General features: G+C 66.9%; 22 protein-coding genes and 1 tRNA gene. 16 read left to right on the top strand and 7 right to left on the bottom strand.

All coding sequences use genetic code 11. The features are described from left to right. Positions 1 to 38 precede the first annotated feature (38 nt). The 3 genes from ACIA5C_RS33965 to ACIA5C_RS33955 are packed head-to-tail and all read left to right on the top strand — an operon-like array spanning position 39 to position 3,606. A complete protein-coding gene (locus ACIA5C_RS33965; protein ID WP_396062362.1) occupies positions 39 to 1,628 on the top strand; it encodes a sugar transferase in 1,590 nt (529 codons plus the stop codon). Positions 1,629 to 1,637: 9 nt separating this feature from the next. Continuing rightward, positions 1,638 to 2,822: a sensor histidine kinase gene (locus ACIA5C_RS33960; protein ID WP_396062360.1), complete on the top strand. Its 1,185-nt coding sequence runs from the start codon at positions 1,638 to 1,640 to the stop codon at positions 2,820 to 2,822. Between the two features lie 40 nt (positions 2,823 to 2,862). Next, the gene (locus ACIA5C_RS33955) at positions 2,863 to 3,606 is read left to right on the top strand and encodes a LytR/AlgR family response regulator transcription factor (RefSeq protein WP_396062358.1); all 744 of its coding nucleotides are present in this window, start codon (positions 2,863 to 2,865) and stop codon (positions 3,604 to 3,606) included. A gap of 87 nt (positions 3,607 to 3,693) precedes the next feature. Here ACIA5C_RS33955 and ACIA5C_RS33950 read toward each other — a convergent pair whose 3' ends face one another. Further along, positions 3,694 to 3,891 carry a DUF397 domain-containing protein gene (locus tag ACIA5C_RS33950; protein ID WP_396062356.1) on the bottom strand — a complete coding sequence of 66 codons (198 nt, stop codon included), beginning with the start codon at positions 3,889 to 3,891 and terminating at the stop codon, positions 3,694 to 3,696. Between the two features lie 359 nt (positions 3,892 to 4,250). Here ACIA5C_RS33950 and ACIA5C_RS33945 point away from each other — a divergent pair, with 359 nt between their 5' ends. Both ACIA5C_RS33945 and ACIA5C_RS33940 read left to right on the top strand, forming a co-directional pair. Continuing rightward, on the top strand, positions 4,251 to 5,153 hold the full coding sequence (locus ACIA5C_RS33945; protein WP_396062354.1) for a helix-turn-helix domain-containing protein: 903 nt from the start codon (positions 4,251 to 4,253) through the stop codon (positions 5,151 to 5,153). Between the two features lie 62 nt (positions 5,154 to 5,215). Next, complete coding sequence (locus ACIA5C_RS33940) at positions 5,216 to 5,419, top strand: DUF397 domain-containing protein (protein WP_396062352.1); 204 nt, start codon at positions 5,216 to 5,218, stop codon at positions 5,417 to 5,419. Positions 5,420 to 5,501: 82 nt separating this feature from the next. Here the strand turns inward: ACIA5C_RS33940 and ACIA5C_RS33935 are convergent, their stop codons facing one another. Beyond that, a complete protein-coding gene (locus tag ACIA5C_RS33935) occupies positions 5,502 to 5,915 on the bottom strand; it encodes a DUF6232 family protein (RefSeq protein ID WP_396062350.1) in 414 nt (137 codons plus the stop codon). A 1,018-nt stretch (positions 5,916 to 6,933) separates the two neighbouring features. On the opposite strand from ACIA5C_RS33935, the gene ACIA5C_RS33930 reads away from it, so the two are divergent. Continuing rightward, complete coding sequence (locus ACIA5C_RS33930) at positions 6,934 to 8,178, top strand: integrase (RefSeq protein ID WP_396062348.1); 1,245 nt, start codon at positions 6,934 to 6,936, stop codon at positions 8,176 to 8,178. A gap of 434 nt (positions 8,179 to 8,612) precedes the next feature. Here ACIA5C_RS33930 and ACIA5C_RS33925 read toward each other — a convergent pair whose 3' ends face one another. Further along, complete coding sequence (locus ACIA5C_RS33925) at positions 8,613 to 8,786, bottom strand: hypothetical protein (RefSeq protein ID WP_396062346.1); 174 nt, start codon at positions 8,784 to 8,786, stop codon at positions 8,613 to 8,615. A gap of 124 nt (positions 8,787 to 8,910) precedes the next feature. Between ACIA5C_RS33925 and ACIA5C_RS33920 the strand changes: the two genes are divergently transcribed. Then, positions 8,911 to 9,282, top strand: a complete 372-nt coding sequence (locus tag ACIA5C_RS33920) for a helix-turn-helix transcriptional regulator (RefSeq protein ID WP_396062344.1) — start codon at positions 8,911 to 8,913, stop codon at positions 9,280 to 9,282. Continuing rightward, on the top strand, positions 9,279 to 9,845 hold the full coding sequence (locus ACIA5C_RS33915) for an ImmA/IrrE family metallo-endopeptidase (protein WP_396062342.1): 567 nt from the start codon (positions 9,279 to 9,281) through the stop codon (positions 9,843 to 9,845). Before ACIA5C_RS33920 ends, ACIA5C_RS33915 begins: the two co-directional genes overlap by 4 nt. Positions 9,846 to 10,149: 304 nt before the next feature. On the opposite strand, the gene ACIA5C_RS33910 is transcribed toward ACIA5C_RS33915, so the two are convergent. Next, positions 10,150 to 10,234: transfer RNA gene (locus ACIA5C_RS33910), tRNA-Ser, on the bottom strand. Between the two features lie 217 nt (positions 10,235 to 10,451). Here ACIA5C_RS33910 and ACIA5C_RS33905 point away from each other — a divergent pair. From ACIA5C_RS33905 to ACIA5C_RS33875, 7 genes are all read left to right on the top strand, one after another. Beyond that, positions 10,452 to 12,320, top strand: coding sequence for a ricin-type beta-trefoil lectin domain protein (locus tag ACIA5C_RS33905; protein WP_396062340.1), 1,869 nt, complete (start codon positions 10,452 to 10,454; stop codon positions 12,318 to 12,320). Further along, the gene (locus ACIA5C_RS33900; protein ID WP_396062338.1) at positions 12,317 to 13,723 is read left to right on the top strand and encodes a ricin-type beta-trefoil lectin domain protein; all 1,407 of its coding nucleotides are present in this window, start codon (positions 12,317 to 12,319) and stop codon (positions 13,721 to 13,723) included. Before ACIA5C_RS33905 ends, ACIA5C_RS33900 begins: the two co-directional genes overlap by 4 nt. A 63-nt stretch (positions 13,724 to 13,786) precedes the next feature. After that, positions 13,787 to 14,749, top strand: a complete 963-nt coding sequence (locus ACIA5C_RS33895) for an NAD(P)H-quinone oxidoreductase (RefSeq protein ID WP_396062336.1) — start codon at positions 13,787 to 13,789, stop codon at positions 14,747 to 14,749. Between the two features lie 86 nt (positions 14,750 to 14,835). Next, positions 14,836 to 15,372 (top strand): DUF4352 domain-containing protein, encoded by a 537-nt coding sequence (locus ACIA5C_RS33890; RefSeq protein WP_396062334.1) that lies wholly within the window; start codon positions 14,836 to 14,838, stop codon positions 15,370 to 15,372. Between the two features lie 443 nt (positions 15,373 to 15,815). Continuing rightward, positions 15,816 to 16,484 (top strand): C40 family peptidase, encoded by a 669-nt coding sequence (locus ACIA5C_RS33885; RefSeq protein WP_396062332.1) that lies wholly within the window; start codon positions 15,816 to 15,818, stop codon positions 16,482 to 16,484. A gap of 29 nt (positions 16,485 to 16,513) precedes the next feature. Further along, on the top strand, positions 16,514 to 17,155 hold the full coding sequence (locus ACIA5C_RS33880; protein ID WP_396062330.1) for a GNAT family N-acetyltransferase: 642 nt from the start codon (positions 16,514 to 16,516) through the stop codon (positions 17,153 to 17,155). A 288-nt stretch (positions 17,156 to 17,443) separates the two neighbouring features. Beyond that, a complete protein-coding gene (locus tag ACIA5C_RS33875; RefSeq protein ID WP_396062328.1) occupies positions 17,444 to 17,968 on the top strand; it encodes a YbhB/YbcL family Raf kinase inhibitor-like protein in 525 nt (174 codons plus the stop codon). Positions 17,969 to 18,011: 43 nt separating this feature from the next. Here the strand turns inward: ACIA5C_RS33875 and ACIA5C_RS33870 are convergent, their stop codons facing one another. Together ACIA5C_RS33870 and ACIA5C_RS33865 are read right to left on the bottom strand one after the other, a co-directional pair. Beyond that, positions 18,012 to 18,725 (bottom strand): class I SAM-dependent methyltransferase, encoded by a 714-nt coding sequence (locus tag ACIA5C_RS33870; RefSeq protein WP_396062326.1) that lies wholly within the window; start codon positions 18,723 to 18,725, stop codon positions 18,012 to 18,014. Positions 18,726 to 18,961: 236 nt separating this feature from the next. Further along, positions 18,962 to 19,378, bottom strand: a complete 417-nt coding sequence (locus ACIA5C_RS33865; RefSeq protein ID WP_396062324.1) for a hypothetical protein — start codon at positions 19,376 to 19,378, stop codon at positions 18,962 to 18,964. A gap of 27 nt (positions 19,379 to 19,405) precedes the next feature. On the opposite strand from ACIA5C_RS33865, the gene ACIA5C_RS33860 reads away from it, so the two are divergent. Next, on the top strand, positions 19,406 to 20,989 hold the full coding sequence (locus ACIA5C_RS33860; protein WP_396062322.1) for a hypothetical protein: 1,584 nt from the start codon (positions 19,406 to 19,408) through the stop codon (positions 20,987 to 20,989). Positions 20,990 to 21,019: 30 nt separating this feature from the next. On the opposite strand, the gene ACIA5C_RS33855 is transcribed toward ACIA5C_RS33860, so the two are convergent. Continuing rightward, on the bottom strand, positions 21,020 to 21,760 hold the full coding sequence (locus tag ACIA5C_RS33855) for a class I SAM-dependent methyltransferase (protein WP_396062320.1): 741 nt from the start codon (positions 21,758 to 21,760) through the stop codon (positions 21,020 to 21,022). Positions 21,761 to 21,862: the final 102 nt, after the last annotated feature.

Below are 21,862 nucleotides of genomic sequence, written 5' to 3'. Positions count from 1 at the left end.
ACGCCCCGAGGCTCGTGGCGGTGCGTAATGTTTTCCGGATGCGGGAGGACGTAGGCGAGGTGACGACAAGCCTGCATCGCCCGGTTACCGACAGCAGCCGGAGCAAGCCCGTGCCGTACGACAGCTTCGAGTGGCAACAGGAACAGCCACCGAGCAACGGCGTACCCCGGTCGGCGTGGACGCGATCGCACAAGCGTGTGTCCCGCTGGCACCGGCCGTACACGATGGTCCTGCTCGTTCTCGACCTCGCCTCGGTGGTGCTGGCCAGCTGGCTGGTCGCGACCCACCTCGAAAAGGCGAAGTCCGGCTTCCAGCTCAAGAGCTGGGGCTTCCTGCACGGGGGCGAGCTGTTCAACTTCTTCGCCTACATCGTGCTGCCGATCGGCTGGCTGATCCTGCTCTGGGCCAACGGCACGTACGACCGTCGTTATCTCGGCCTCGGCAGCGAAGAGTTCAAACGGATCGTCCGCGCCTCGGTCACCGTGGTGGCCGGCGTCTCCCTGCTCGCGTTCGCCACCAAGACCCAGCTGTCCCGCGGCACGGTCGCCACGGTGTCGCTGGCCGCGCTCTGCTTCCTGCTCGCCGACCGCGTCATAGCGCGACAAGTGCTGCACGTGGCCCGCCGGCGCACCGGCCACGGCGCGCACCGCATGGTCCTGGTCGGCACGCTCCCCGAGGCACTCGAGGTCTACACCGCGGTCACCCGAAGCCCGGCGGCCGGCCTGATCCCGGTCGCCATCCACATCACCGACGGGTACGCGGCGGCCCGCGGCATCGAGACACCGGTCCCGGTCTACGCGGCCCGCGACGTGCTCTCGCTGGTGCGTGAGGTGGGCGCCGACACGATCGCGGTCTGCGGCTCGGCCAGCGCCGAGCCCGGCGAACTGCGCCGCCTGGCCTGGCAGCTCGAGGGCACCGGCGTCGACTTGGTCGTCGCGCCGCAGCTCACCGACATCGCCGGCCCGCGCGTGCACATCCGGCCGATCGAGGGTCTGCCGCTCCTGCACGTCGAGGAGCCGACCCTGTCCGGCCCCGGCTGGCTGGCCAAAAACCTGCTCGACCGGGTCGTCGCGGCGATCGGCCTGCTCCTGCTCAGCCCGATCCTGGCGGTCATCGCGCTCGGCATCCGGCTCTCCGACCCCGGCCCGGTCTTCTTCCGCCAGCCCCGGGTCGGCCACGAGGGCCGCACGTTCCGGGTGTGGAAGTTCCGCACGATGTACCAGGACGCCGAGGAGCGCAAGCGCACGCTCGAAGAACTCAACGAGTCCGACGGCATGCTCTTCAAGATGAAGAACGACCCGCGGGTCTTCTCGTTCGGCGCCAAACTGCGGGCCACGTCGCTCGACGAACTGCCCCAGCTGGTCAACGTGCTGAAGGGCGAGATGTCGCTGGTCGGGCCCCGCCCGCTGCCGGCCGACGACGGCGACTACCTGGGCGATGTGCGCCGGCGGCTGCTGGTGCGCCCCGGCATCACCGGCCTCTGGCAGGTCTCCGGCCGCTCCGACCTCTCGTGGGACGAGGCGGTCCGCCTCGACCTCTACTACGTGGACAACTGGTCGCTGACCTACGACCTGGGCATTCTCTGGCGCACGATCTTCGTGGTCCTCAGGCGCAAGGGCGCCTACTAGGGTCGACCCGTGGAGACGGGTTTCGCGGTTGTCGCCGTCCTGGCGGCGCTGGCCGCGGCGGTCGCGGCAGTGGTGCGCCTGCGGGCCCGCCGGGGCATCGCGACGGCAATGCAGCGGGCGACCTACGACGTCCTGCACACGGCCGGGCTGGCCGCCGACCCGCTGCGCACCGGGCTCACCCCGGCCACCGCGGCCAAGGCGGCCCGCCCGCTGCGCCGGCTGGTCGGCTCGGCCGGCCTCACGATCTCCGACGGTTCACGGTGCCTCGCGTTCGACGGCCTGGGCGGGCACCACAGCTCCTCGCTGACGACGGCGGCCAAGCGGGCGCTCCACACGCACCGGTCGATCGTCCTCAACGCCCGCGACCTGCCCTGCGACCGGGTCGACTGTGCGGTGCGGGGCGCGGTGATAGCCCCGCTGAGCGGCCCCGACGGCCGGGCCGCGGCGGTGCTCATCGCGATCGCCGACGACCAGCCCGCCCCCGGACTCGTGCAGGCAACGCTCGAGGCCGCCCGCTGGGCCGGGTCACAGATCGCGCTGGCCGAACTGGACTCGTCCCGCGAACGCCTGGCCCGGGCCGAGGTGCGGGCGCTGCGGGCCCAGATCAGCCCCCACTTCATCTACAACGCGCTGACCGCGATCGGCTCGTTCGTCCGCACCGACCCGGAGCGGGCCCGCGAGCTGATCCTGGAGTTCGCCGAGTTCACGCGCTACTCGTTCCGGGCACACGGCGAGTTCACGACCCTGGCCGAAGAACTGCGGTCTATCGACCGCTATCTGACGATCGAGCGCGCCCGGTTCGGCGACCGCCTTCAGGTACGCCTCCAGATAGCGCCCGAGGTGCTCGGAGTCGGACTGCCCTTCCTGTGCCTGCAACCGCTGGTCGAGAACGCGGTGCGGCACGGGCTCTCGCGCAAGCCCGGCGTGGGTATGGTGAGCATCGAAGCCCGTGATGCCGGAGCCGAATGCCACATCACGGTCGAGGACGACGGCGTCGGCATGGACCCGTCGGTCTTCGCGCCCGGCCGTCCCTCCGACAACGACGACGGGCAACACGTCGGCCTCACGAACGTCGACGAGCGCCTGCGGTCGGTCTTCGGTGATCATTTCGGCCTGGTGGTGGAGACGGCGCCCGGAGAGGGAACAAAGGTGAGCATGCGCGTACCGAAGTTCCACCCCGAGGTCCGGGCATGAGCCGCGTTGCTGTCGCCGTGAACGCCGCCGGGGTGCGGCGATGAGCCTGGTTGTGCTGGCCGTGGATGACGAGCCGCCGGCCCTCGACGAGCTGGCGTACCTGCTCGGGGCCGACGGCCGGGTCGCGCACGTGCACCGGGCCGGGGACGCGACCGAGGCGCTGCGAGTGTTGCGCGACACCGAGGTCGACGCGGTGTTCCTCGACATCCGCATGCCCGGGCTGGACGGCATGGAGCTGGCCCGCATCCTGCGGCGCTTCGCCCGCCCGCCGGCCATCGTCTTCGTCACGGCCTACGACGACGGGGCGGTGGACGCCTTCGACCTCGGCGTAACCGACTATGTGCGCAAACCGGTGCGAGCCGAGCGGCTGGCCGAATCGCTGCGCCGGGTCGCCGGCCTGCGCACCGCGCCCGCCCCGCAGCAGGCGCCGGCCTCGGATGAGCCGGCCATCCCGGTCGAACTGGCCGGCACGACCCGCATGCTGCCCCGGTCGTCGGTGCGGTGGGTGGAGGCCCAGGGCGACTACGCCCGGCTGCACACGGCGGACGCTTCCCACCTCGTACGCGTGTCGCTGGCCACCCTCGCCGAACGCTGGGCCGATGCCGGCTTCGTCCGCATCCACCGCTCCTACCTGGTACAACTCCGCCTGATCGCCGAGCTGAGGCTGACCGGCTCGGGCTACGTGGTGGCGGTCGACGGCGCCGAGCTGCCGGTCAGCCGAAGGCACACGCGAGAGCTGAAGGACCGCCTGATCCGAGCGGCCAAGCACGACTGGATCCGCTAAATCCACACGGTTGTCCACAGCCCCACAGCGTTATCCCCAGAGTTATCCACAGGCCGCTGGCCCAGACGGACCCAGTTGTCATACCACTCATTCGAAGTCGCCTTGCATCACCCCGGCCAGGAAGGCTGACCATTCGGCAGCTGTGAGGTGCAGGACGGTTTCGGGCCGCACGCTGCTGCGGACAAGAACTCGACCGTCGCCGCCGTGCATTACCTCAACGCACTCGCCGCTTGCGCATCGTCTACTGCGTCGCCACTGGGCTCTCTCCGCTCCGATGTCACTCATCGCTGCCTCCCTTTGCAACTCACGGTACCTAGTTAGAAACCGACTGTCATGGACTGGAGTTTCACCCAGCATCCGCCCGGCACGCCGAGTCGTGTCCTCCGCGAAACGGGCGTAACCCACCGAAAATGGTTGACGTTGTAAGGAGTGGATAATGGTCGGCAACCTTCTGTTGCTCGGATGTTCGTCGCGGGAGCGCGACCTTATAGGGACACCGTCGGCGCTAACTGCTATGTTGCAGTTAGCGACATAGCCGTTGCGCGGCTGCTCGGCGGTGGTCGATCATGTGAGCCGAGGAAACGGTTGGCCTGGCTGCTCCTCGACCTGGCTTTGCCGGTGACAAGCTCGACGGACGTGAGGACATGAGTGGTTCACTCGCCGGTGACACGCCGGCCGTCGCGAGGGAGCGACTCCGGGCCGGGCTGCGTCGAGCGCGTCAGAAGACCGATCTGACGCAGACGGAAGTCGCCAAGCGTCTGGGCGTGTCGCTGTCGAAAATCCAGCGAATCGAAATCGGCGAAGTAGCGGTGTCGGAAATGGATCTCCGAGCTCTACTCGAGCTTTATGAAATTACCGCGCCCGACGCCGTGGCGGCGATGGCGGCCGACGCGCGCCTCGCCCGGCGTGAACGCTATACCACCGATCCCGAGTATCGAAAAAACCTTTCGGCCAACCTTCGCCGCTTGCTCCAATTCGAGGTAGTGGCGACTCAGATACGGTCATACCAGTCGCTCCTGCTTCCCGGCGTTCTGCAGACGCCAGCTATGGCGCAATACATTATCGACGAGGTTGGCAAGCATCTTACCGAGGACCAACGTCGAGTCAATTTCGAGGCCCGGATGCGCCGCCGGAAGGACGTAATCGAGCGTGCGGACGGGCCGGAATACTTCCTCGTGATCGACGAAAGCGTGATTATGCGGAATGTCGGCGGTGCGGCTTTGATGGCCGAGCAGCTGGACGATCTTGCGGAGGTCAGCAGCCGCTCGAACGTGTTCGTTCGCGTTTTGCCCCTCAGTGAGAGCAGAGGTGCGATCATCGGCATGTTAGGCAACTTCGTGCTCATGAGCCTGAGCAGCGACGATGCGGACGAGGTGCTCTACCGGGAGCGCTCCCGCACCGACGACATCGACCATGATCCGGACAAGATCCGTCCCTACCGGGATGCGTTTGAAGACCTGTGGAAGCTATCGCTTTCAGAGGAAGCCACGCTGCGACTCATCAGGGCGGCGGCCGCGACACTCGCCTACCGGGCGGTCGCCGAGTGACTTATCGCTACAGGCTTCGTGCCGTGGCAGAATCACCACGAGATTAGAGGGGTTAAAGACCGTTGTCAAATGTAGTTGACGCCACAAAGTTGTGGCGTAGGAGTTCATTTTGCGCTAATGACACCTGCGTCGAGGTCGCCGAGGATGGCGACCGCATCCTGATGAGAGATGCCAAGGACATCAGCCAGCCGTCCCTCAGTTTCGACCGCGCCGCTTGGGAGCAGTTCGTCACTGAGGTCAAGAACGGCCGTTACGCGTCTCTATAGAAAGTGTGGATCGAGCTTAGTATTTGATTTACCGATGAGGCGTGGAGCATCCGAAGTGACCCATGGGAGCTCCACGCCTTTGTCATAGAACTCTGTTCTGCTGCTCGAGCGCTCGGAGCAGACCCCGGCAGACCTGGTCGAACTCGGTTTGGTCCCCCGAAACGAAGAGCGTGACGCGCCGGCCTTCGTAGGTGGCCACTAGTTCCCATCGCACCGGCAACCGACGGCGCGCGCTCGTCGCCGATCCGGCCAGCAAGACGGCGGCTGCCACCCCGGCGACAACCTTCGACGCGGGACCGACGATCGGCACAACGAGAAACGCCGCTGCCAGGGCGGACAACCCGAGGACGTATGCACCGCGCACAGCCTCGGGGTCGAGCCGGACGATGTGTACGTCGGCCAGGTCTTTGATCGCGTATTGCAGCCGGCCGACAGATTCGGTTTCGAAGACGTGCTGTGTGATCAATGCTCGACGGCCACGGTAGAAAACGGGCACGGCAACCCCACTCCCTTCAGGGGCTTGCAGGAGGAGGGGCCTCTGCGTGAGGATGAACGTGAGTGAAGTCCCCTCCACGGGAGGTCGGACGTGACGGCACCCAGTCGCGAGCTGGGTGCCGTCATTTTTCGTGTTGAACCTCTCCGTTGCCAACAGTATGTGTGAGGCAAGCACTTGATCGGTAGCCTCTATCTGCGGTGTAGCTGATAGAAGTTCCAGAAACGCGCTCTGTCGAGGTTCAGGACAAGAAATTCGGCCCCTGCTCCGCTCGGTGCGGACCCCCTTCTTGGGGCGCAGTACCTCGGAAATGAAGGTGCTGAGCTGGCGCACTCCTGGGATCAAGGCAACGGGCCGAGGTCTAGCGACAATCCATCTGCGGTACAGCTATCTGCCATATAGCAGATAGTCATGACGCCGCGAGCGGCCCGGGCGCCATATAGATATGGGCGCTGAACCGCCGACGTATGTCCCTACGGTAAGCCCGGTTCGGGCCGGCGGCGGGGGCGGTCCGGTATTGCAGGCAGCAGGCCACGGGTACCTCGCCCGGCGCCGACGCCCGGTCGCCGTGGGCCGGCCGCGCACCCTCGCCAGCATGGCTCGTCAACGCGGAGATCATCCGGCCTGCGGCCACGGTCCAACCGATCAGCGCTGGGCGAGCCTCATGATCGCGCCCGCATGTCCGCGGAATCCGCACAATCCGCTGATCTCTCCGCCCGCCACCATCCACCAGGCTGGCAACGAACCGATCATCGACCTGCCGCATGAGCGGGAGCGCCGGCCCCCGTTCTGCGGCCGAGAAACGCGCACCAACTCGTCGAGGAGGGCCGGCACCCACGGCAACCCGGTCACTCACCCTCGCCGAGTTCCTGGAGGCCGAGCAGGTGGCCAAGTCCACGTTCTTCAAGTGGAAGGCGCTCGGCCTGGCGCCGGTGACCTACAAGTTGCCGAACTGTCAGATCCGCATCCGACGGGCCGCTTACGAAGCTTGGCTCGCGAGCCTTGAGGGGCGGCAAGGCGCATGAGCACTTACGACGTCAAGGTTTGGAGCATCCAGGAACACCACGGGAAGGACCGCAAGACCGGCAACCCGAAGACCACGTACCGGGTGCGATGGGTGGTCGCCGGAAAGGTTTTTGGCGACCATTTCGAGACTAAGGCGCTCGCGGAAAGCCATCGGGCGAAACTGCTGGCAGCGCAACGAGAAGGCGTTGCGTTCGATGAGGAGGCGGGTCTCCCGGAGCCCATGGCACGGGCGCTGAGGACCCGATCCTGGTACGACCATGCCGTTGCCTTTGTCGATATGAAGTGGCCGCGCGCCGCCGCAAAGCAGCGTATGAGCATCGCTGAGGCTCTGTCCAACGTCACGATGGCTGTGCTCAAGGCGACACGCGGAGCACTGGCCGACGCGACGATCCGAAGAGCGCTTTGCGCCTGGTCCTTCAACAAGGCGCGTCGCGACGCCGGGCCGCCGCCGGACGACCTCGCTCCGGCAATTCGATGGGTTGCCGCCAACACGGTGAACCTCAACGACCTGGAGGACGCCGCGCTGGTCCGCAAGGCGCTGGACGGGCTTTCGCTACGCCTGGACGGCAAGCAGGCCGCCGCGACGACCATCGCCCGCAAGCGGGCCGTCTTCTACGGTGCGCTTCGGTACGGGGTCAAGTTGCGACTGATCCCGGCACACCCGATGGATCACGTCCAGTGGATCACTCCGAAGTCCGACGACGAGGTGGACCGCGGTTCCGTCATCAACCTCGACCAGGCGATCCGTCTGCTTTCCGTGGTGGCTGAGAAGCGTCCCCACCTGGTCGCGTTCTTCGCTTGCCTCTACTACGCGGCGATGCGGCCGGCTGAGGCATTACACCTTCGTATCGAGGATTGCGAGGTTCCCGAAGAGGGTTGGGGAATGCTCCGGCTCACTGGCTCAACGCAGCACGTCGGCCAGGGCTGGGGCGACGACAGCGAGGCCGTACGAGAGGACCGGGAGTTGAAAGCACCGGGCGAAGACGGCCGTTCGCCCGGTGCCCGCTGCGCCGGCGTTGGTACGGGCGCTCCGTTGGCACATCGCAGCGAACGGCTACGCGCCCGATGGCCGGCTGTTTGTCACCCAGAGATACGGCCACGGCCCGGTATCGAAGGAGACGTACTCGCGAGTCTGGCGAGCTGCTCGGCTCGATGGTCTGACGTCAGCTCAATGCAAGTCGCCGCTGGCGAAGCGTCCGTACGACCTGCGGCATGCTGCGGTCTCGCTCTGGCTCAATGAGGGCGTTTCGGCGACCCAGGTCGCAGAGTGGGCGGGTCGCAGCGTCAACGTGCTGCTCAAGGTGTACGCCAAGTGCATCGAACGGCAGGACGAGGCGGCACGTCGACGCATCGAGGCCGCGCTTGGAGAACCACACATTCCCTAACGAGGGCCAAAGGAGTGGACGTTTCGCCCTGGGCCATCCGACCTGTGTCGTGTCTTGGTAGGACGCGATGCGAGCGAAGAGGCGGCTGGCTCGTCCTCCCCCCGAGCCAGCCGCCGATCTTCACTTGCTCTTCTTGCTCTTCTTGACGGACTCGTTGACGGTCGTCTTCGGGCTCCGCTTCACGGTCGCCTGCTTTACGAACTGACCGGTAACGGCGCTGCGACCACGCTTGCTCGGCATTGGTGTTCCTTCTCTCTACCTCGTCTTGGAAGCCAGCATTAGGAGCGCGTCAGGCGTACTGCGTCAGCCGCCAGGTCACGGCACGGCCGCCATAGGGCGGCATGACGTTGGTCCGGGCTAGCGGAGCCGTTGTTGACGGGTTGCCGACGACCTGCCAGATCCCGCTCTCAGGGCAGCGTTCGCCGGTTTTCGCAGTGGTCCCGATCGGAACAACCTTGAGCATGTGTATCTCCTTCTCGACTCAGTGTCTCGACTTCGAGACGCGCAAGTAGACCTTAGATCATCCGTGAGTCGGATGGCAAGCAGTGGCTCGGAAGTGAAACACTCCGGGAAAGGGAGGCCAGTGGATGAGCAAGACAAAGGTCGATGTTCCGGTCCTGTACGGGGCACTCAATGCAGCGCGCGAAGCCAAGGGGGTGTCTTGGCGGCAACTCGCCAAAGAGATCGGAGTCAGTCCATCTCTGCTGTCGCGCTTGAGCAACGGCGACCGTCCCGACGCAGACGGGTTCGCGACTTTGGTGACATGGCTCGGCATGCCGGCGGAGGACTTTATGACAGGCGGCCAGGGAGGAAGTGAAGACCCGCCGGAGTTGATGACGCAGCTAGCTCCGCTGCTTCGGGCGCGGAAGGATCTGACCCCAGAGGACGTCACTTACCTTGAAGAGGTAATCCAGGCCACGCTCCGGCGTACCCGTGTCGCGCGACAGGAGCGGCTTTGAACAAGGCGGCGCTCAAGCGACTAGCAATCGAACTACGCGCGGAACTCGGCTTGGGGACTCACGAGCCGTTCGATCCGTTTGAGCTGGCGGAGCTGTACGGGGTCGATGTATACCCGCTTTCCACGTTGGGCTGCGCGCCCCGGGTGCTTGAACACTTCCAGGTCAACCGTTTGGAGGTCTTTTCTGGCGCTCTCGTCCCAGTCGGTACCGGGGCGGTGATCATCGAGAACGACGCCCATCCTGTCGTCCGTCGTCGGTCGACGGGTGGCCACGAGATGGCGCACGTAGTGCTGGAACACCCGTTCACTGCGGCCCTGGTCAATGAGGGTGGATGCCGCCTAGCGAATAAAGAGCACGAGGCGGAAGCCGCCGAACTGTCGGGGGAGCTGCTCATTCCCTTCGACGCGGCCAAGCGACTCGCTCGGCGTGGTGTCACGAACGAAGAGGCCGCTGCGGAGTTCGAGGTCAGCGTCGAAGTTGCCCGCTGGCGGCTCGACAGCACGGGTGCACGAAAGATTGCCGCGCGTCAGCGAGCTGCGTACACCCGGTCCGCATCTCGCTGACGAGCGTGAGCACGCCGCCAATAGCAAGGGCGCATTCCGAGGTGGCTACGTATGCCGTGGCCGGACGGCATACGTAGCCGTAGATGCCGTTCGGCAGGCCGGGCGAGCCGCGGAACTGCGGTCACGTCTTGATTTTGAACGCTCTTGCCGTCGAGTTGCGCGAGCGTCGTGGTCGCGCCATGGTCGCGGCGAGAGAGATCGAGCGGCTCTCGATGAGATCGAGTGAGACCGGGGAGCTTTCGCTAGCAGCCCCCGCCGGCCTGCCTTCGGGCAGGTGGGCGGGGTTCTTGCTGCTCGGGTAGAGCGGAGGGCGTGGGATTCGAACCCACGATGAGTTTCCCCATACCGGTTTTCAAGACCGGCGCCATCGGCCACTAGGCGAGCCCTCCAGTGTGCGCGCTCCCAGTCTGCCAGATCGACCCCAGCCGCCCGCAGGCCCTCTTCACCGAAACTTATATTAAGACTCTTAACAGGCATCTCACCTGCGGAAACGACACGATCACGCAATGATTTGACGGTTGACAACCTATCGACGTGCGTGTTTATTGTTCAGCGTCTTATCAATCCCGGACGACGGCCCCCACCGACGGCAAGGGAGATCCCCCTATGAGATCCACCGCCAGAAGATCCCTCTACGCCGCGGCCGGTGCCGCGGCACTCGCCGGCATCGTGATCGTCGCACCGCAGGCGTTCGCGGCCGGCGAATCGGTAAACGTCTATCTGACCACCACCAGCGACGGCGGCGGCCGCACCGTCACCCGCGGGCTGCAGCAGCAGACGCCGGTGTCGTTCGGCGGCAGCAGCGGCAGTGCCAATCAGACCATCACGGTCAACGAGAACACTACCTACCAGCAGTTCGAGGGTGCGGGTGCCGACATCACCGACACCACCGCCTTCGACATCAAGGGCAGCGGCGCGCTGTCCGCGGCGACCCAGAACGACGTCATGACCAAGCTGTTCTCGCCGACGGGTGGCATCGGCGTCAGTGCGGTCCGCAACGTCATCGGCTCGTCCGACCTCGCGCAGAACAGCTACTCGTACGACAACACCTGCTGCGACGTCAACGACTTCTCGCTGTCGCGCGACAGCGACGTCATGGCGCTCAGCAAGCAGGCGCTCGGGCTCAACCCGCAGATGTTCTTCATGGCCTCGCCCTGGTCGGCGCCGCCGTGGATGAAGGACAACAACGCCTACAGCCAGGGCTATCTGCAGTCGCAGTACTACGCGGCCTACGCGCAGTATTTCGTGAAGTACATCCAGGGCTATCAGAGCGCGGGCGTGCCGATCCGGTACGTCACCGAGCAGAACGAGCCCGGCTGCTGCGCCGGCTACCCGTCGATGCAGTGGACCGCGTCCGGCCTGGACTATTTTGCGGCCAACAACCTGCTGCCGGCTCTCAACAACGCGGGCCTGAGCACCAAGCTGCTGATCGGCGACTGGAACTTCGACACCTACGACGGCTGGGTGTCGCCGCTGATCAACGACACCGCGATCCGCAACAACAAGAACTTCGGCGGGATCGCGTGGCACAACTACGGCGGCAGCCCGTCGCAGATGACCACGGTGCACAACCAGTTCCCGTCGGTCAACCAGTACATGACCGAGTACTCGGGCGGCACCTGGGTCGGCAACCAGCAGCAGCAGGACATGACCGACATGGTCAACTTCTTCCGCAACTGGGGCCGCAGCTGGAACAAGTGGTCGCTCGCGGTCGACGAGCAGATGGGTCCGCACAACGGCGGCTGCGGCACCTGCACCGGGCTGGTCACCGTGCACCGCAATGACAGCAGAAGAGGCCAGGTCGACTACACCGTCGAGTACTACACGATGGGCCACCTGACCAAGTTCGTGAAGCCGGGCGCGGTGCGGATCGACTCGACGGCGAACGGAAGCGTCCCCAACGTGGCGTTCAAGAACGCGGACGGGTCGAAGGCGCTGATCGCGTACAACACGAGTGGCAGCACCCAGACCGTCAAGGTCAACTGGGGTGGGCAGTCGTTCACGTACAGCCTGCCGACCAAGACCTCGGCGACGTTCACCTGGGGCGGCACCCAAAGTGGTGGCGGCGGCGGCGGAACTACCAGGACCGGCGCGATCACCAGCGCTCTCGACGGCAAGTGCCTCGACGTGACTGATGGCTCGACCACCAACGGCAACCAGCCCCAGCTGTGGGACTGCGTCGCCGGCAGCGCCAACCAGCAGTGGACGGTCGGCGCCGACGGCACGATCACCGGCCTGGGCAAGTGCCTCGACGTGGCCAACAACTCGGCCGCGGACGGCGCGGTCGTCCACCTCTGGGACTGCACCAGCACGGTCGCCAGTCAGAAGTGGACGGTCACCGCGGCCGGCGACATCGTCAACACCGCGTCCGGCAAGTGCCTCGACGTGAAGGACAAGAGCACCGCCAACGGCGCCAAGCTGCAGCTCTGGACCTGCACCGGCACCTCGAACCAGAAGTGGACGTCCCCCGCATGAAAAAGAAGATCCTCGCGATAGCGACGTCCGCGGCGGTGGTCGGCACCCTCGGCGTCCTCGGCATCAGCAACGCGTTCGCGGCCAGTTCGGGCACGCTCGTCAGCTCGCTCGACGGTAAATGTCTCGACGTGACCGACGGCTCGACCGTCAACGGCAACCAGCCCCAGTTGTGGGACTGCACGGCCGGCAGCAGCAACCAGCAGTGGACCCTGGCCGACAACGGTTCGGTGCAGGGCAAGGGCAAGTGCCTCGATATAGCCAACAACTCGACCGCGGACGGCGCGGTCGTGCACCTGTGGGACTGCTTCGACACCGTCGCCAGTCAGAAGTGGACGCTCAGCTCGGCCGGTGACCTGGTCAACACCGCGTCCGGCAAGTGCCTCGACGTGAAGGACAAGAGCACCGCCAACGGGGCCAAGCTTCAGCTCTGGACCTGTACCGGCACGTCGAACCAGAAGTGGAAGTTCGGCGGAACGACGACGACGCCACCGACTACTCCTCCCACTGGAGGAAACACGGGGGGCCCCGGCGCCAAGGCGGTCGCGCCTTACTACTACACCGGCTGGGGCAACCCGCCCAACCTCACCACGGTCATGAACACCACCGGCGTCAAGTGGTTCACGATGGCGTTCATGCTGAACAGCGGCAACTGCGACCCCAAGTGGGACGGCGGGCGCGCGCTGACCGGCGGCCAGGACCAGACGGCGATCAACACGATCCGGGCGGCCGGCGGTGACGTCGTCATCTCGTTCGGTGGCGCGAGCGGCCCGTGGCTCGAGGACGCCTGCAGCAGCGCGTCCGCGCTGGCCGGGGCCTACCAGAAGGTGATCAACGCGTACGGCCTCAAGGCGATCGACATCGACATCGAGGGCACGCCGTACAACAGCGCCACCGACCAGCAGAAGACGGTCGACGCGCTGAAGACCATCAAGGCCAACAACCCGGGCATCACCGAGTACATCACCCTCGGCAGCGGCACCGGTGGCCCCGACAGCTCGCTGATCAACCGGGCCGCGAGCTCGGGCCTGGTCGTCGACGGCTGGGGCATCATGACCTTCGACTGGGGCAACACCTCGGGTAACCAGGGCCAGCTGACCACCCAGGCGGCCGACGGCCTCAAGAACAAGCTCAAGACCGCGTACGGCTGGTCCGACGCGGATGCGTACAAGCACGTGGGCATCTCGTCGATGAACGGGATCACCGACGAGCACGCGACCGTGACCGTCAACGACATGAAGACCATCACGGCGTACGCCCAGCAGCACCAGATCGCCCGGCTCACCTTCTGGTCGCTCAACCGCGACCGGCAGTGCCCGGGTGCGTACCCGAACGACGACACGTGCAGTGGCGTGGCGCAGTCGGCGTACCAGTTCACCTCGACCATCGGCGCCTACAAGGGCTGAGGGAACAGGGGCCCTCGAACAGTGGTGGGTGCTGTTCGAGGGCCCCTGACGTAACTTGTGAGTATGCGCGCGATCTTGATCGAGGACGGCGGGCTGGTGCTCCGCGAGGTGCCCGACCCGACCCCGGACGTCAACCAGGTAGTAGTCGATGTCACGGCGGCCGGCATCAACCGCGCCGATGTCCTGCAGCGCCAGGGCAACTATCCGGTGCCGCCCGGCGCCCCGCCCTATCCGGGCCTGGAGTGTGCCGGTGTGATCAGCGCGGTCGGTGCGGGCGTGACCGGCCATCACGTCGGCGAGCGGGTCAGCGCGCTGCTGGCCGGCGGTGGTTACGCCGAGAAGGTCGCCGTCCCGGCCGCTCAGCTGCTCCCGGTGCCGACCGGGCTTTCCCTGCAGGAGGCGGCCGCGCTGCCCGAGGTGGCGTGCACGGTCTGGTCCAACACGGTCGAGCACGACCGCCTGCGCAAGGGCGAGACGCTGCTGGTGCACGGCGGCGGCAGCGGGATCGGCAGTTTCGCGATCCAGCTCGGCAAGGCCCTCGGCGCCACGGTGATCACCACGGCGCGGGCGGTGAAGCACGACGAGGTGCGGGCGCTCGGCGCCGACCTGGTCATCGACTACAGCACCGACGACTTCGTGGCGGCCACCAAGGATTTCACCGATGGCCGGGGCGCCGACGTGGTGCTCGACATCATCGGGGCCAAATATCTGGCCCGCAACATTGACGTGCTGGCCACCAACGGGCGTCTCAGCATCATCGGCATGCAGGGCGGGACCCGGGCCGAGCTCGACCTCGGCAAGCTGATGGCCAAGCGTGCCACGATCTCGTCGACCTCGCTGCGGGCGCGTCCACCCGCCGAGAAGGCGCGCATCGTCGCCGGTGTGACCCGCGAGGTGTGGCCCCTGGTCGAGGCCGGCGCGGTCAAGCCGATCGTGCACGCCGCCCTGCCACTGGCCGAGGCCGGCGAGGGGCAACGGGTGATGGAGGCGAGCGAGCACCTCGGCAAGATCTTGTTGCTGCCGTAGGGAAGCTAACACGGCCGGGTGATCGCGGATCGCATTTCCGCGCGTTCACCCGGCCCGGCACGGGTAGCCGCCCAGCATTTGCCCTCATGACGAACACTTCCCTGCGTCCCGCCACGCCCGGAACCGAGGTGCCGGCCCGGCGCAAGCGAGCGCGGTGGGCATGGCCGGTTGCCGCGGCCCTCGCTGCGTTGGGGGCCGGCTCCGCCGCGTACGCGCTGATGGCGCAACCGAAGCACCCGGCCGGACCCTCGGACGGCGGTTTCGCCTTCGACGTCGGCACCGTGCAGTGCGGCGTCGGCACCGTCGGACCGGCCGAGCTGCCGCAGCGGGCGAACGGCCAGTTCTGCCTGGTCCACGTCACGGTCCGTAACGCGGGCACCCAGCCGGCCCTGCTCGACCCGGGCGCACAGGAGGCGATCGACGCGCAGGGGAGGCGCTACCCGGTGTCCGATCGGGCGGCCGTGTTCCTCAACGACGGCGATCCGACCCTGCTCGAGGAGATCCCGCCCGGCGCGAGCGTGCCCGGTGCATTGCCGTTCGAGCTGCCGTCGGGTGTGTCGCCGGTCGCCGTCGAGCTGCGCGAGAAGGTCGGCTCGGCCGGGGTGCGGGTGTCGTTGTCCTGATTCGCACGGCGCGTTCGGGTCAAATTTGATATCCACGTTCCTGGATCGACAGCTCAGCTTTCTTTCTTTTTTCAAAAAACCTGGCCGATTGTGCGAAATCAGCCCCGAGACATTCCCGTGATGTGTTGGCATGGTCGACGGAATTAACGAGTTGTCCGGGTTCCCATTGCTTGCCATCGACGGCCGGCACGGGCGTGGTCTCACGTTATGGCCGCGCCGAGGAGGATTCGCGCGAGTGCCCCGGACCGAGTTCGGAGGCAACACTGCACCGTCCGTCCCCACGCCGGGTCCTGACCGCGGGTGCCATCGCGCTCGCCGCCGTCGCTCCGGCAATCGACCCGTCCGAGAGCCATGCCGACTCCGCCCGCGCGCTGCCGCCGTCGACGCCGGTCCGCGTGGAATCTGCCGCCCTCGACGCTGATGCCGCATTCATGGCGCGAGCTGTGACCCCGCTTCGGGCGTCGCGTTCCGCCACCCGTCGGGCCGCTCCCACGCGCCCGGCCGCCGCGCGGGCTCTGTCCCGCCCGGCGATTCTGGCCGCCGCACGCACCGCGACCGTGGCGGTGATCGGCATAGCCCGTCAGACCGGCCTGGTCCGGCACACCGGCCTCACCCGGCGAACCGGCCTGAGGGCGCCGCTGCGGGTGGTTCACCGGACCGCCCTGGCCCGCCGTGCCGCGCACACCGCGGCCCGCCCGGTCGTCCACTACCGGCGCACCTACCGCGCCGTGGTGACCAGGCACGCGGCCGTCTCCCGGTCGGTGCGCCGGGTCGCCCTGGGCGGTGGGATGAGCGCGGTCATCGCGTTCGCCCGATCACAGGTCGGGCGCACCTACGTGACCGGTGGGGAGGGCAGCAGCGGCTTCGACTGTTCCGGCCTCACCAAACGCGCGTACGCCCAGGCCGGCATCAGCCTGCCGCACTCGTCGCGGGCCCAGGCCGCCCGGGCGCACACCATCTCGCGCCGGGTGGCGCGCGCCGGCGACCTCGTCGTCGGGCCCGGCCACGTCGGCATCTACATGGGCCACGGAATGATGATCGACGCGGGTAACCACCGCACCGGGGTGGTTTATCGCAAGCTCTATTCGGGTCTGCGGGTGGAGCGCTTCTAATTGGTGAACGGTTTGACACAATCGCGGCCGTGATCATCGACAGCTGGCCATTGTTCGGACTTGTGCTGCGCACTTCACGCCTGGAGTTGCGTCTTCCCGGGCTGGATCGGCTCGCCGAGTTGGCCGATCTGGCCGCCTCGGGGGTGCACGATCCGGCCCGGCAGCCGTTCGTCGCCGAGTGGACCGACCGGCCCGCGGACGAGGTCGTCCGCGGGCTGATCCAGTTCCACTGGGCGGCCTGGGGCGCCTGGCGGCCGGACAACTGGTCGCTCAACCTGGTCGCGATCGCGGACGGCCGGGTGATCGGCACCCAGAGTCTCGACGGGCGCGACTTCGTGGTGCTTCGCGAGGCGGGCACCGGCTCGTGGATCGGCCGCCGACATCAGGGGCAGGGTCTGGGCACCGAGATGCGGGCGGCCGTACTCGAACTTGCCTTCACCGGGCTCGGGGCGCGGTTCGTCACTTCGGAGGCTTTCGCCGACAACCACGCGTCGTACGCCGTGTCGCGCAAGCTGGGCTACACCGACGACGGGGTGCAGCGGCACGTCGTGCGGGGCGTGCCGGTCGTCGGCCGGCGCCTGCGCCTGGATCGCGACTCGTGGGAGGCGGCCCGCCGGGTCCCGGTCGAGATCGACGGCCTCGCACGCTGCCGGCCCCTGTTCGGACTCTAGGCAGCATTCGCGGAGACAGCAGTCGGCACCCGCCTGGTCCGGCGGGTGCCGACTTGCGGCCGCTGGGTCCGCTGCTCTCAGCGACCTATCGCCACCGAGCGCGGGGATCTCTGCCGCACGCACCCGGTCGGATGTCAGACAGAAGCATCGCCCGGCACCACTGCGACACCCCGCACCAGCTGTGCGTTTCCCCGAACAGGTGAGGACGGGCCGCGATTCGGGCCGATTATCACCGGCGATATCGGGGAATCCGGATCACGTTCCCACCGTCTCGCGGAGGACAACGCCATGAGTCTCGAACGCGCTGTGGCCCCGGACCCGTACGACCATCTCCCGCCGGTCCCGTCCTTTGCCGTGACCAGTGCCGACATGACCGACGGCCGACCGCTCGACGAACTCTTCACGCACCCCGGCGTCGGCGGGAAGAACTTGTCGCCGCAATTGTCGTGGTCCGGCTTCCCGGCCGAGACCCGCAGCTTCGTGGTGACCTGTTTCGATCCGGACGCCCCGACCGGCAGCGGCTTCTGGCACTGGGTCGTGGTCAACCTGCCGTTGGCGGTGACCGAGTTGCCGCGCGGGGCCGACCCGCTGCCCGAGGGTGCCTTCTGCGTGCGCAACGATTACGGCGAGCGCACCTACGGCGGGGCCGCGCCGCCGCCCGGCGACCGGGCCCACCGCTACGTCTTCGCGGTGCACGCGCTGGACGTCGACGAACTCGGCATCGGCGCCGACGCCACGCCCGCCTATGTCGGATTCAACCTGGCGTTCCACACGGTGGCCCGCGGAGTGATCCGGCCCACATTCCAAAGCTGAAAGGCCGCCGATGTCATCGGCGGCCTTTTCCGTACGCGCGGGATCAGGCGGGCTTGCGCGCCACCACGAAGACCGACTGCCCGAACGGCGGCCGGACAATGCTCTCCGCCGCCTTGGTGACCGGCAGCACGAGGCTGTCGTAGATCTTGACCATCGGGCCTTCCTTCGGCGCCAGCTTGAAGATGCTGGTGGCGCCGTAGTAGCCGATCAGGCCGAGGGCGTTCGCGTAGTGCAGCTTCTCGATCTCGAGGCCGGCCTCGGTCATCGCCGCGCGCATCGACTTCTTCGTGTACCGCCGGATGTGGCCGGTCGCGATGTCGACCTGGCTCATGGCGAACATGAAGGCAGGCACGATCAGGATGATCCGGCCGCCCGGACGCACCAGATCGGACATGCTGCGCAGGGCGCCGACGTGGTCCTCGATGTGCTCGAGCACGTTGTACGACACGGCGGCGCTGTATTCCCCGTTCGCGTCGGGCGACGGGAGGAGCATCTGACGAACGTCGATGTTCCGGTGATCGACCATGCGCTCCTTGAGCAGCACCAGCCGGTCGGGGTCGGCTTCGGTCGCCGTGAACCGCGGAAGGTGCTCAGCCCACTCGAGCGCGTAGTCACCGAGGCCGCTGCCGATCTCGATCGGGTTGTCTCCCAGGTAGGGAAGTGCGAGCTCGACGAACCACCGGCGATGGTTCACCGCCGTGGCCAAGCCTTCGAGTACTTCAGACTGGATCCGCTGGTCTCCAGTGATGTCTGCCATAGGTGTAGGTTCCCTCGTCTTGCCGATCCGGAAGCTGACAGCGGGACCGCACGAGTTAACCATCCGGCACGCGTAACCGAAAGTTGAGCCCGGGGCGGCTACCCATTATTTGCCTGATTGAGACATAGGCCGGCGGGTACTACCGGGTGTCGAGGTCCATCCAGGCTGTACGTGGATGCCCCGAATACGACGTTCATATCGGCTCGATCACGCATCGGCCGCTCGACACAACAACGTTACCAACCTCGGTTAGGCTCGCCGACGCTATGACGATTACAGGTATTGACTCGACAGGCCAGTCGGCGGGTGGGAACGTTCTGCCGTCTCGCCAAGCGGCCGACGCCGACAGCCTGGAAACCGACGTCCACGACCTTGATGCCGAGCTGCTGTCGCTGGAGACGGATGTCACCACGACGGCGCCCATCTCGGCCGTTCCGACCGAGCTCGCCACCCCTGAGCAGGAGCAGACGCGCCGTCGCGCGTGGTGGCAGCTCAATTGGCGGGACGTTCTTGCGATCGTTACTTTCGTCGCTGTAGCGCTGTACGTCACCGCACCCTTGTGGTTCAACCTTGATCATGAGATGCGCGACGATCCACAGGATCAAGCTTTCTTTGAGTGGATGCTGGCGCACGGTGCCCGCGTCATCACACACGGGGCATATCCGTTCTTCTCGAATCTCATGAATTACCCCGATGGGGTGAACATGATGGCCAACACATCGGTGCTGGCCGTATCGCTTCCGTTGACGCCCATCACTCTTCTGTTCGGCCCGCATGTGTCGTTCAACGTATTTCTTACGCTCGCGTTGGCGGGCACCGGCATCTCGTGGTATTTCGTGCTCTCGCGACAGTTCCTGTCGTCTCGGCGGGCCGCCTGGATCGGCGCCATGTTCTGCGCATTCGCGCCGAGCATGATGGCGCACGCCGGCGGTCACCCGAACATCGTGTCGCAGTTCCTGGTCCCGTTGATCATCTGGCGCACGCTCGCGCTCCGGCAGGGGAAAGCCCTGCGTAGCGGCCTGATCCTGGGTGGCCTGCTGATCTGGCAGGCATTCATCAATCTTGAGATTCTGTTCATGACCGCGGTCGGCCTGGGCATCTTCTGCGTGGTGCTCGCCATTTCCCGGCGGCGCCGCCATCCGGGCGAGGTGCGAACCTTCCTACGGGGTCTTGCGGTCGCCGTGCTAGCCGTCGTGGCCGTACTTGCCTATCCGCTGAGCGTTCAGTTCTTCGGGCCGCAGAGCTACCAGGGCCTCTCGGCGTACGTCAAAAACTTCGGAACCGACCTCGGTGCGTTTACCGCCTATTCGAGTCATTCGGTGGCCGGGAACGACATGACCGCGACCCGCCTCGCGCAGAACACGGCCGAGGAGAACGCGTTCTTCGGCTGGGGCCTGGTCATCCTCTTCCTCGGTCTGATCGTGTGGATGCGGCGCAACATCGCGGTGGTGACGCTCGGCGCGACGGCCCTGCTCTTCGCCGCCATGTCGCTCGGACCGCGAATTTTCCTCAACGGCGTCAATACCGGCATCCCCGGCATCTGGGATGCCCTGCAGTACGTTCCGGTTCTCGACTCGGCGGTGCCGACCCGGTGGGCGATGGCGATCGCGCCGGTCGTCGGCATCGTGCTGGCGCTCGGCCTCCAGAAGGCGATCGGGCTCGTCCGCAGCCAGCCGGCCGCCCGAGGTCCGGTCCGCGTGGCGATGATCACCGCGGTGGCGATGGCCCTGGTTCCGCTGGTTCCGCACCCGGTGCAGGCCGCCGACATGGCGCCGGTCCCGCAGTTCGTCACCGCGGGCACCTGGAAGCAGTACGTCGACGCCAACCACAGCGTGGTCGCCCTGCCGCTCCCGGGCAGCGGCTACCCGGCCCCGCTGCGGTGGAGCGCGATGACCGGCCTGGACATGAAGATCGCCGGGGCGTACGCGCTGCTCCCGACCCAGAGCGCCCTCAACCCGAACGACCACAGCGCCACCTTCGCGCCGCCGTGGCGGCCGACCAGCGGCCTGATGGAGTCGATCAAGCAGGGCAACCCGATCCCCGAGATCACCGACACCCGTCGCGAGATGACGCTGGCCGACCTGCGCTACTGGCACGCCGCCGTGATCGTGCTCGCCCCGCAGACCCGCGACATCGAGATGCTGCGGGCGATGACCGAGATCCTCGGCTTCGAGCCGACCTGGAACGGCGGCGTCTGGATGTGGGACGTGCGCAGCCTGGTCGACAACCCGGACGCGATCCTGACCGGTCCCGACCTGAGCTAGCGCAGCGTTCCTCCGTCGTGCTGGCCCGGATTACCTCTGGAACACCAGGAGTTCGTTGGTTTCGTGCTGCGGCCCGTCGTCGAGCGACGGGAGCGCCGCCTCGATACGGGCGAAGCCCTCTTCGATCACCTCGGCGCTCATGAGCTCGAACATCGAGACGGAACGCAGCCGCAGCCGGGCCGCGTCCTCGGCCAGGCTCGCCGAACGGGGCCAGGTGACCTGGTCGCGGGCGGCGAGCGTCCAGCCGGCCCCGGTAAAGTCGCCGATCACCTGCTGCCGGGACGGGAACTGGGCCCGGTCGGCCTCCCGCCACTCCGGGTTGATCCGGAACCACCACGTGTCGGGCATCCGGTCGGAGAAGTTCACCTGCAGGAACAGCTTGCCGCCGGGCTTGACCACCCGTCGCAGTTCCCGGGCGGCGGCCTCCCGATCGGCCACGTGGTGCCAGACGAAGAACAGCAGGGCCGCGTCACACGACGCGTCGGGCAGCGGGATCTGCTCGGCGGAGCCGGCGGCATAGGTGACGGCGGGATGAGCCGGAGCCTGGGCGCGCATCCGGTCCGACGGCTCGACCCCGTACGCCGGGCCGCCGAACTCGTCGGCCAGGGCCGGGGTCAGGCGCCCGGCGCCCGAGCCGAGGTCGAGCCAGGTCAGCGGCCGTCGTTCGGGCAGTTGCCGCGCGAACGTCTCCATCCAGATCGTCAGCGCCTCGGGCGACATCTGCCGGCCGGCCACGTAAACGGAGTGCAGGCGTGCGTCATAGTCGATCATGCATTGATTATCGGCGATGCCTCGGCAGATCTGCGCGGTGCGCGATGTACACCGATCCGGCGTGCTTATAAGGTGCCCCGATGGGGCTTAAGTCACCAGGCC

The organism is Actinoplanes sp. NPDC051343, assembly GCF_044455125.1.
Lineage (GTDB): Bacteria > Actinomycetota > Actinomycetes > Mycobacteriales > Micromonosporaceae > Actinoplanes.
This window is presented reverse-complemented; position numbering and strand designations above follow the sequence as displayed.

Excerpts from the sequence above, each read along its gene's own strand:
- ACIA5C_RS33955 (WP_396062358.1), top strand. The coding sequence starts at position 2,863 with ATGAGCCTGGTTGTGCTGGCCGTGGATGACGAGCCGCCGGCCCTCGAC.
- ACIA5C_RS33895 (WP_396062336.1), top strand. The coding sequence starts at position 13,787 with ATGCGCGCGATCTTGATCGAGGACGGCGGGCTGGTGCTCCGCGAGGTG.
- ACIA5C_RS33930 (WP_396062348.1), top strand. The coding sequence starts at position 6,934 with ATGAGCACTTACGACGTCAAGGTTTGGAGCATCCAGGAACACCACGGG.
- ACIA5C_RS33855 (WP_396062320.1), bottom strand. The coding sequence starts at position 21,760 with ATGATCGACTATGACGCACGCCTGCACTCCGTTTACGTGGCCGGCCGG.
- ACIA5C_RS33920 (WP_396062344.1), top strand. The coding sequence starts at position 8,911 with ATGAGCAAGACAAAGGTCGATGTTCCGGTCCTGTACGGGGCACTCAAT.
- ACIA5C_RS33860 (WP_396062322.1), top strand. The coding sequence starts at position 19,406 with ATGAATTACCCCGATGGGGTGAACATGATGGCCAACACATCGGTGCTG.
- ACIA5C_RS33945 (WP_396062354.1), top strand. The coding sequence starts at position 4,251 with ATGAGTGGTTCACTCGCCGGTGACACGCCGGCCGTCGCGAGGGAGCGA.
- ACIA5C_RS33900 (WP_396062338.1), top strand. The coding sequence starts at position 12,317 with ATGAAAAAGAAGATCCTCGCGATAGCGACGTCCGCGGCGGTGGTCGGC.
- ACIA5C_RS33905 (WP_396062340.1), top strand. The coding sequence starts at position 10,452 with ATGAGATCCACCGCCAGAAGATCCCTCTACGCCGCGGCCGGTGCCGCG.
- ACIA5C_RS33870 (WP_396062326.1), bottom strand. The coding sequence starts at position 18,725 with ATGGCAGACATCACTGGAGACCAGCGGATCCAGTCTGAAGTACTCGAA.
- ACIA5C_RS33965 (WP_396062362.1), top strand. The coding sequence starts at position 39 with ATGCGGGAGGACGTAGGCGAGGTGACGACAAGCCTGCATCGCCCGGTT.
- ACIA5C_RS33890 (WP_396062334.1), top strand. The coding sequence starts at position 14,836 with ATGACGAACACTTCCCTGCGTCCCGCCACGCCCGGAACCGAGGTGCCG.
- ACIA5C_RS33875 (WP_396062328.1), top strand. The coding sequence starts at position 17,444 with ATGAGTCTCGAACGCGCTGTGGCCCCGGACCCGTACGACCATCTCCCG.
- ACIA5C_RS33925 (WP_396062346.1), bottom strand. The coding sequence starts at position 8,786 with ATGCTCAAGGTTGTTCCGATCGGGACCACTGCGAAAACCGGCGAACGC.
- ACIA5C_RS33950 (WP_396062356.1), bottom strand. The coding sequence starts at position 3,891 with ATGAGTGACATCGGAGCGGAGAGAGCCCAGTGGCGACGCAGTAGACGA.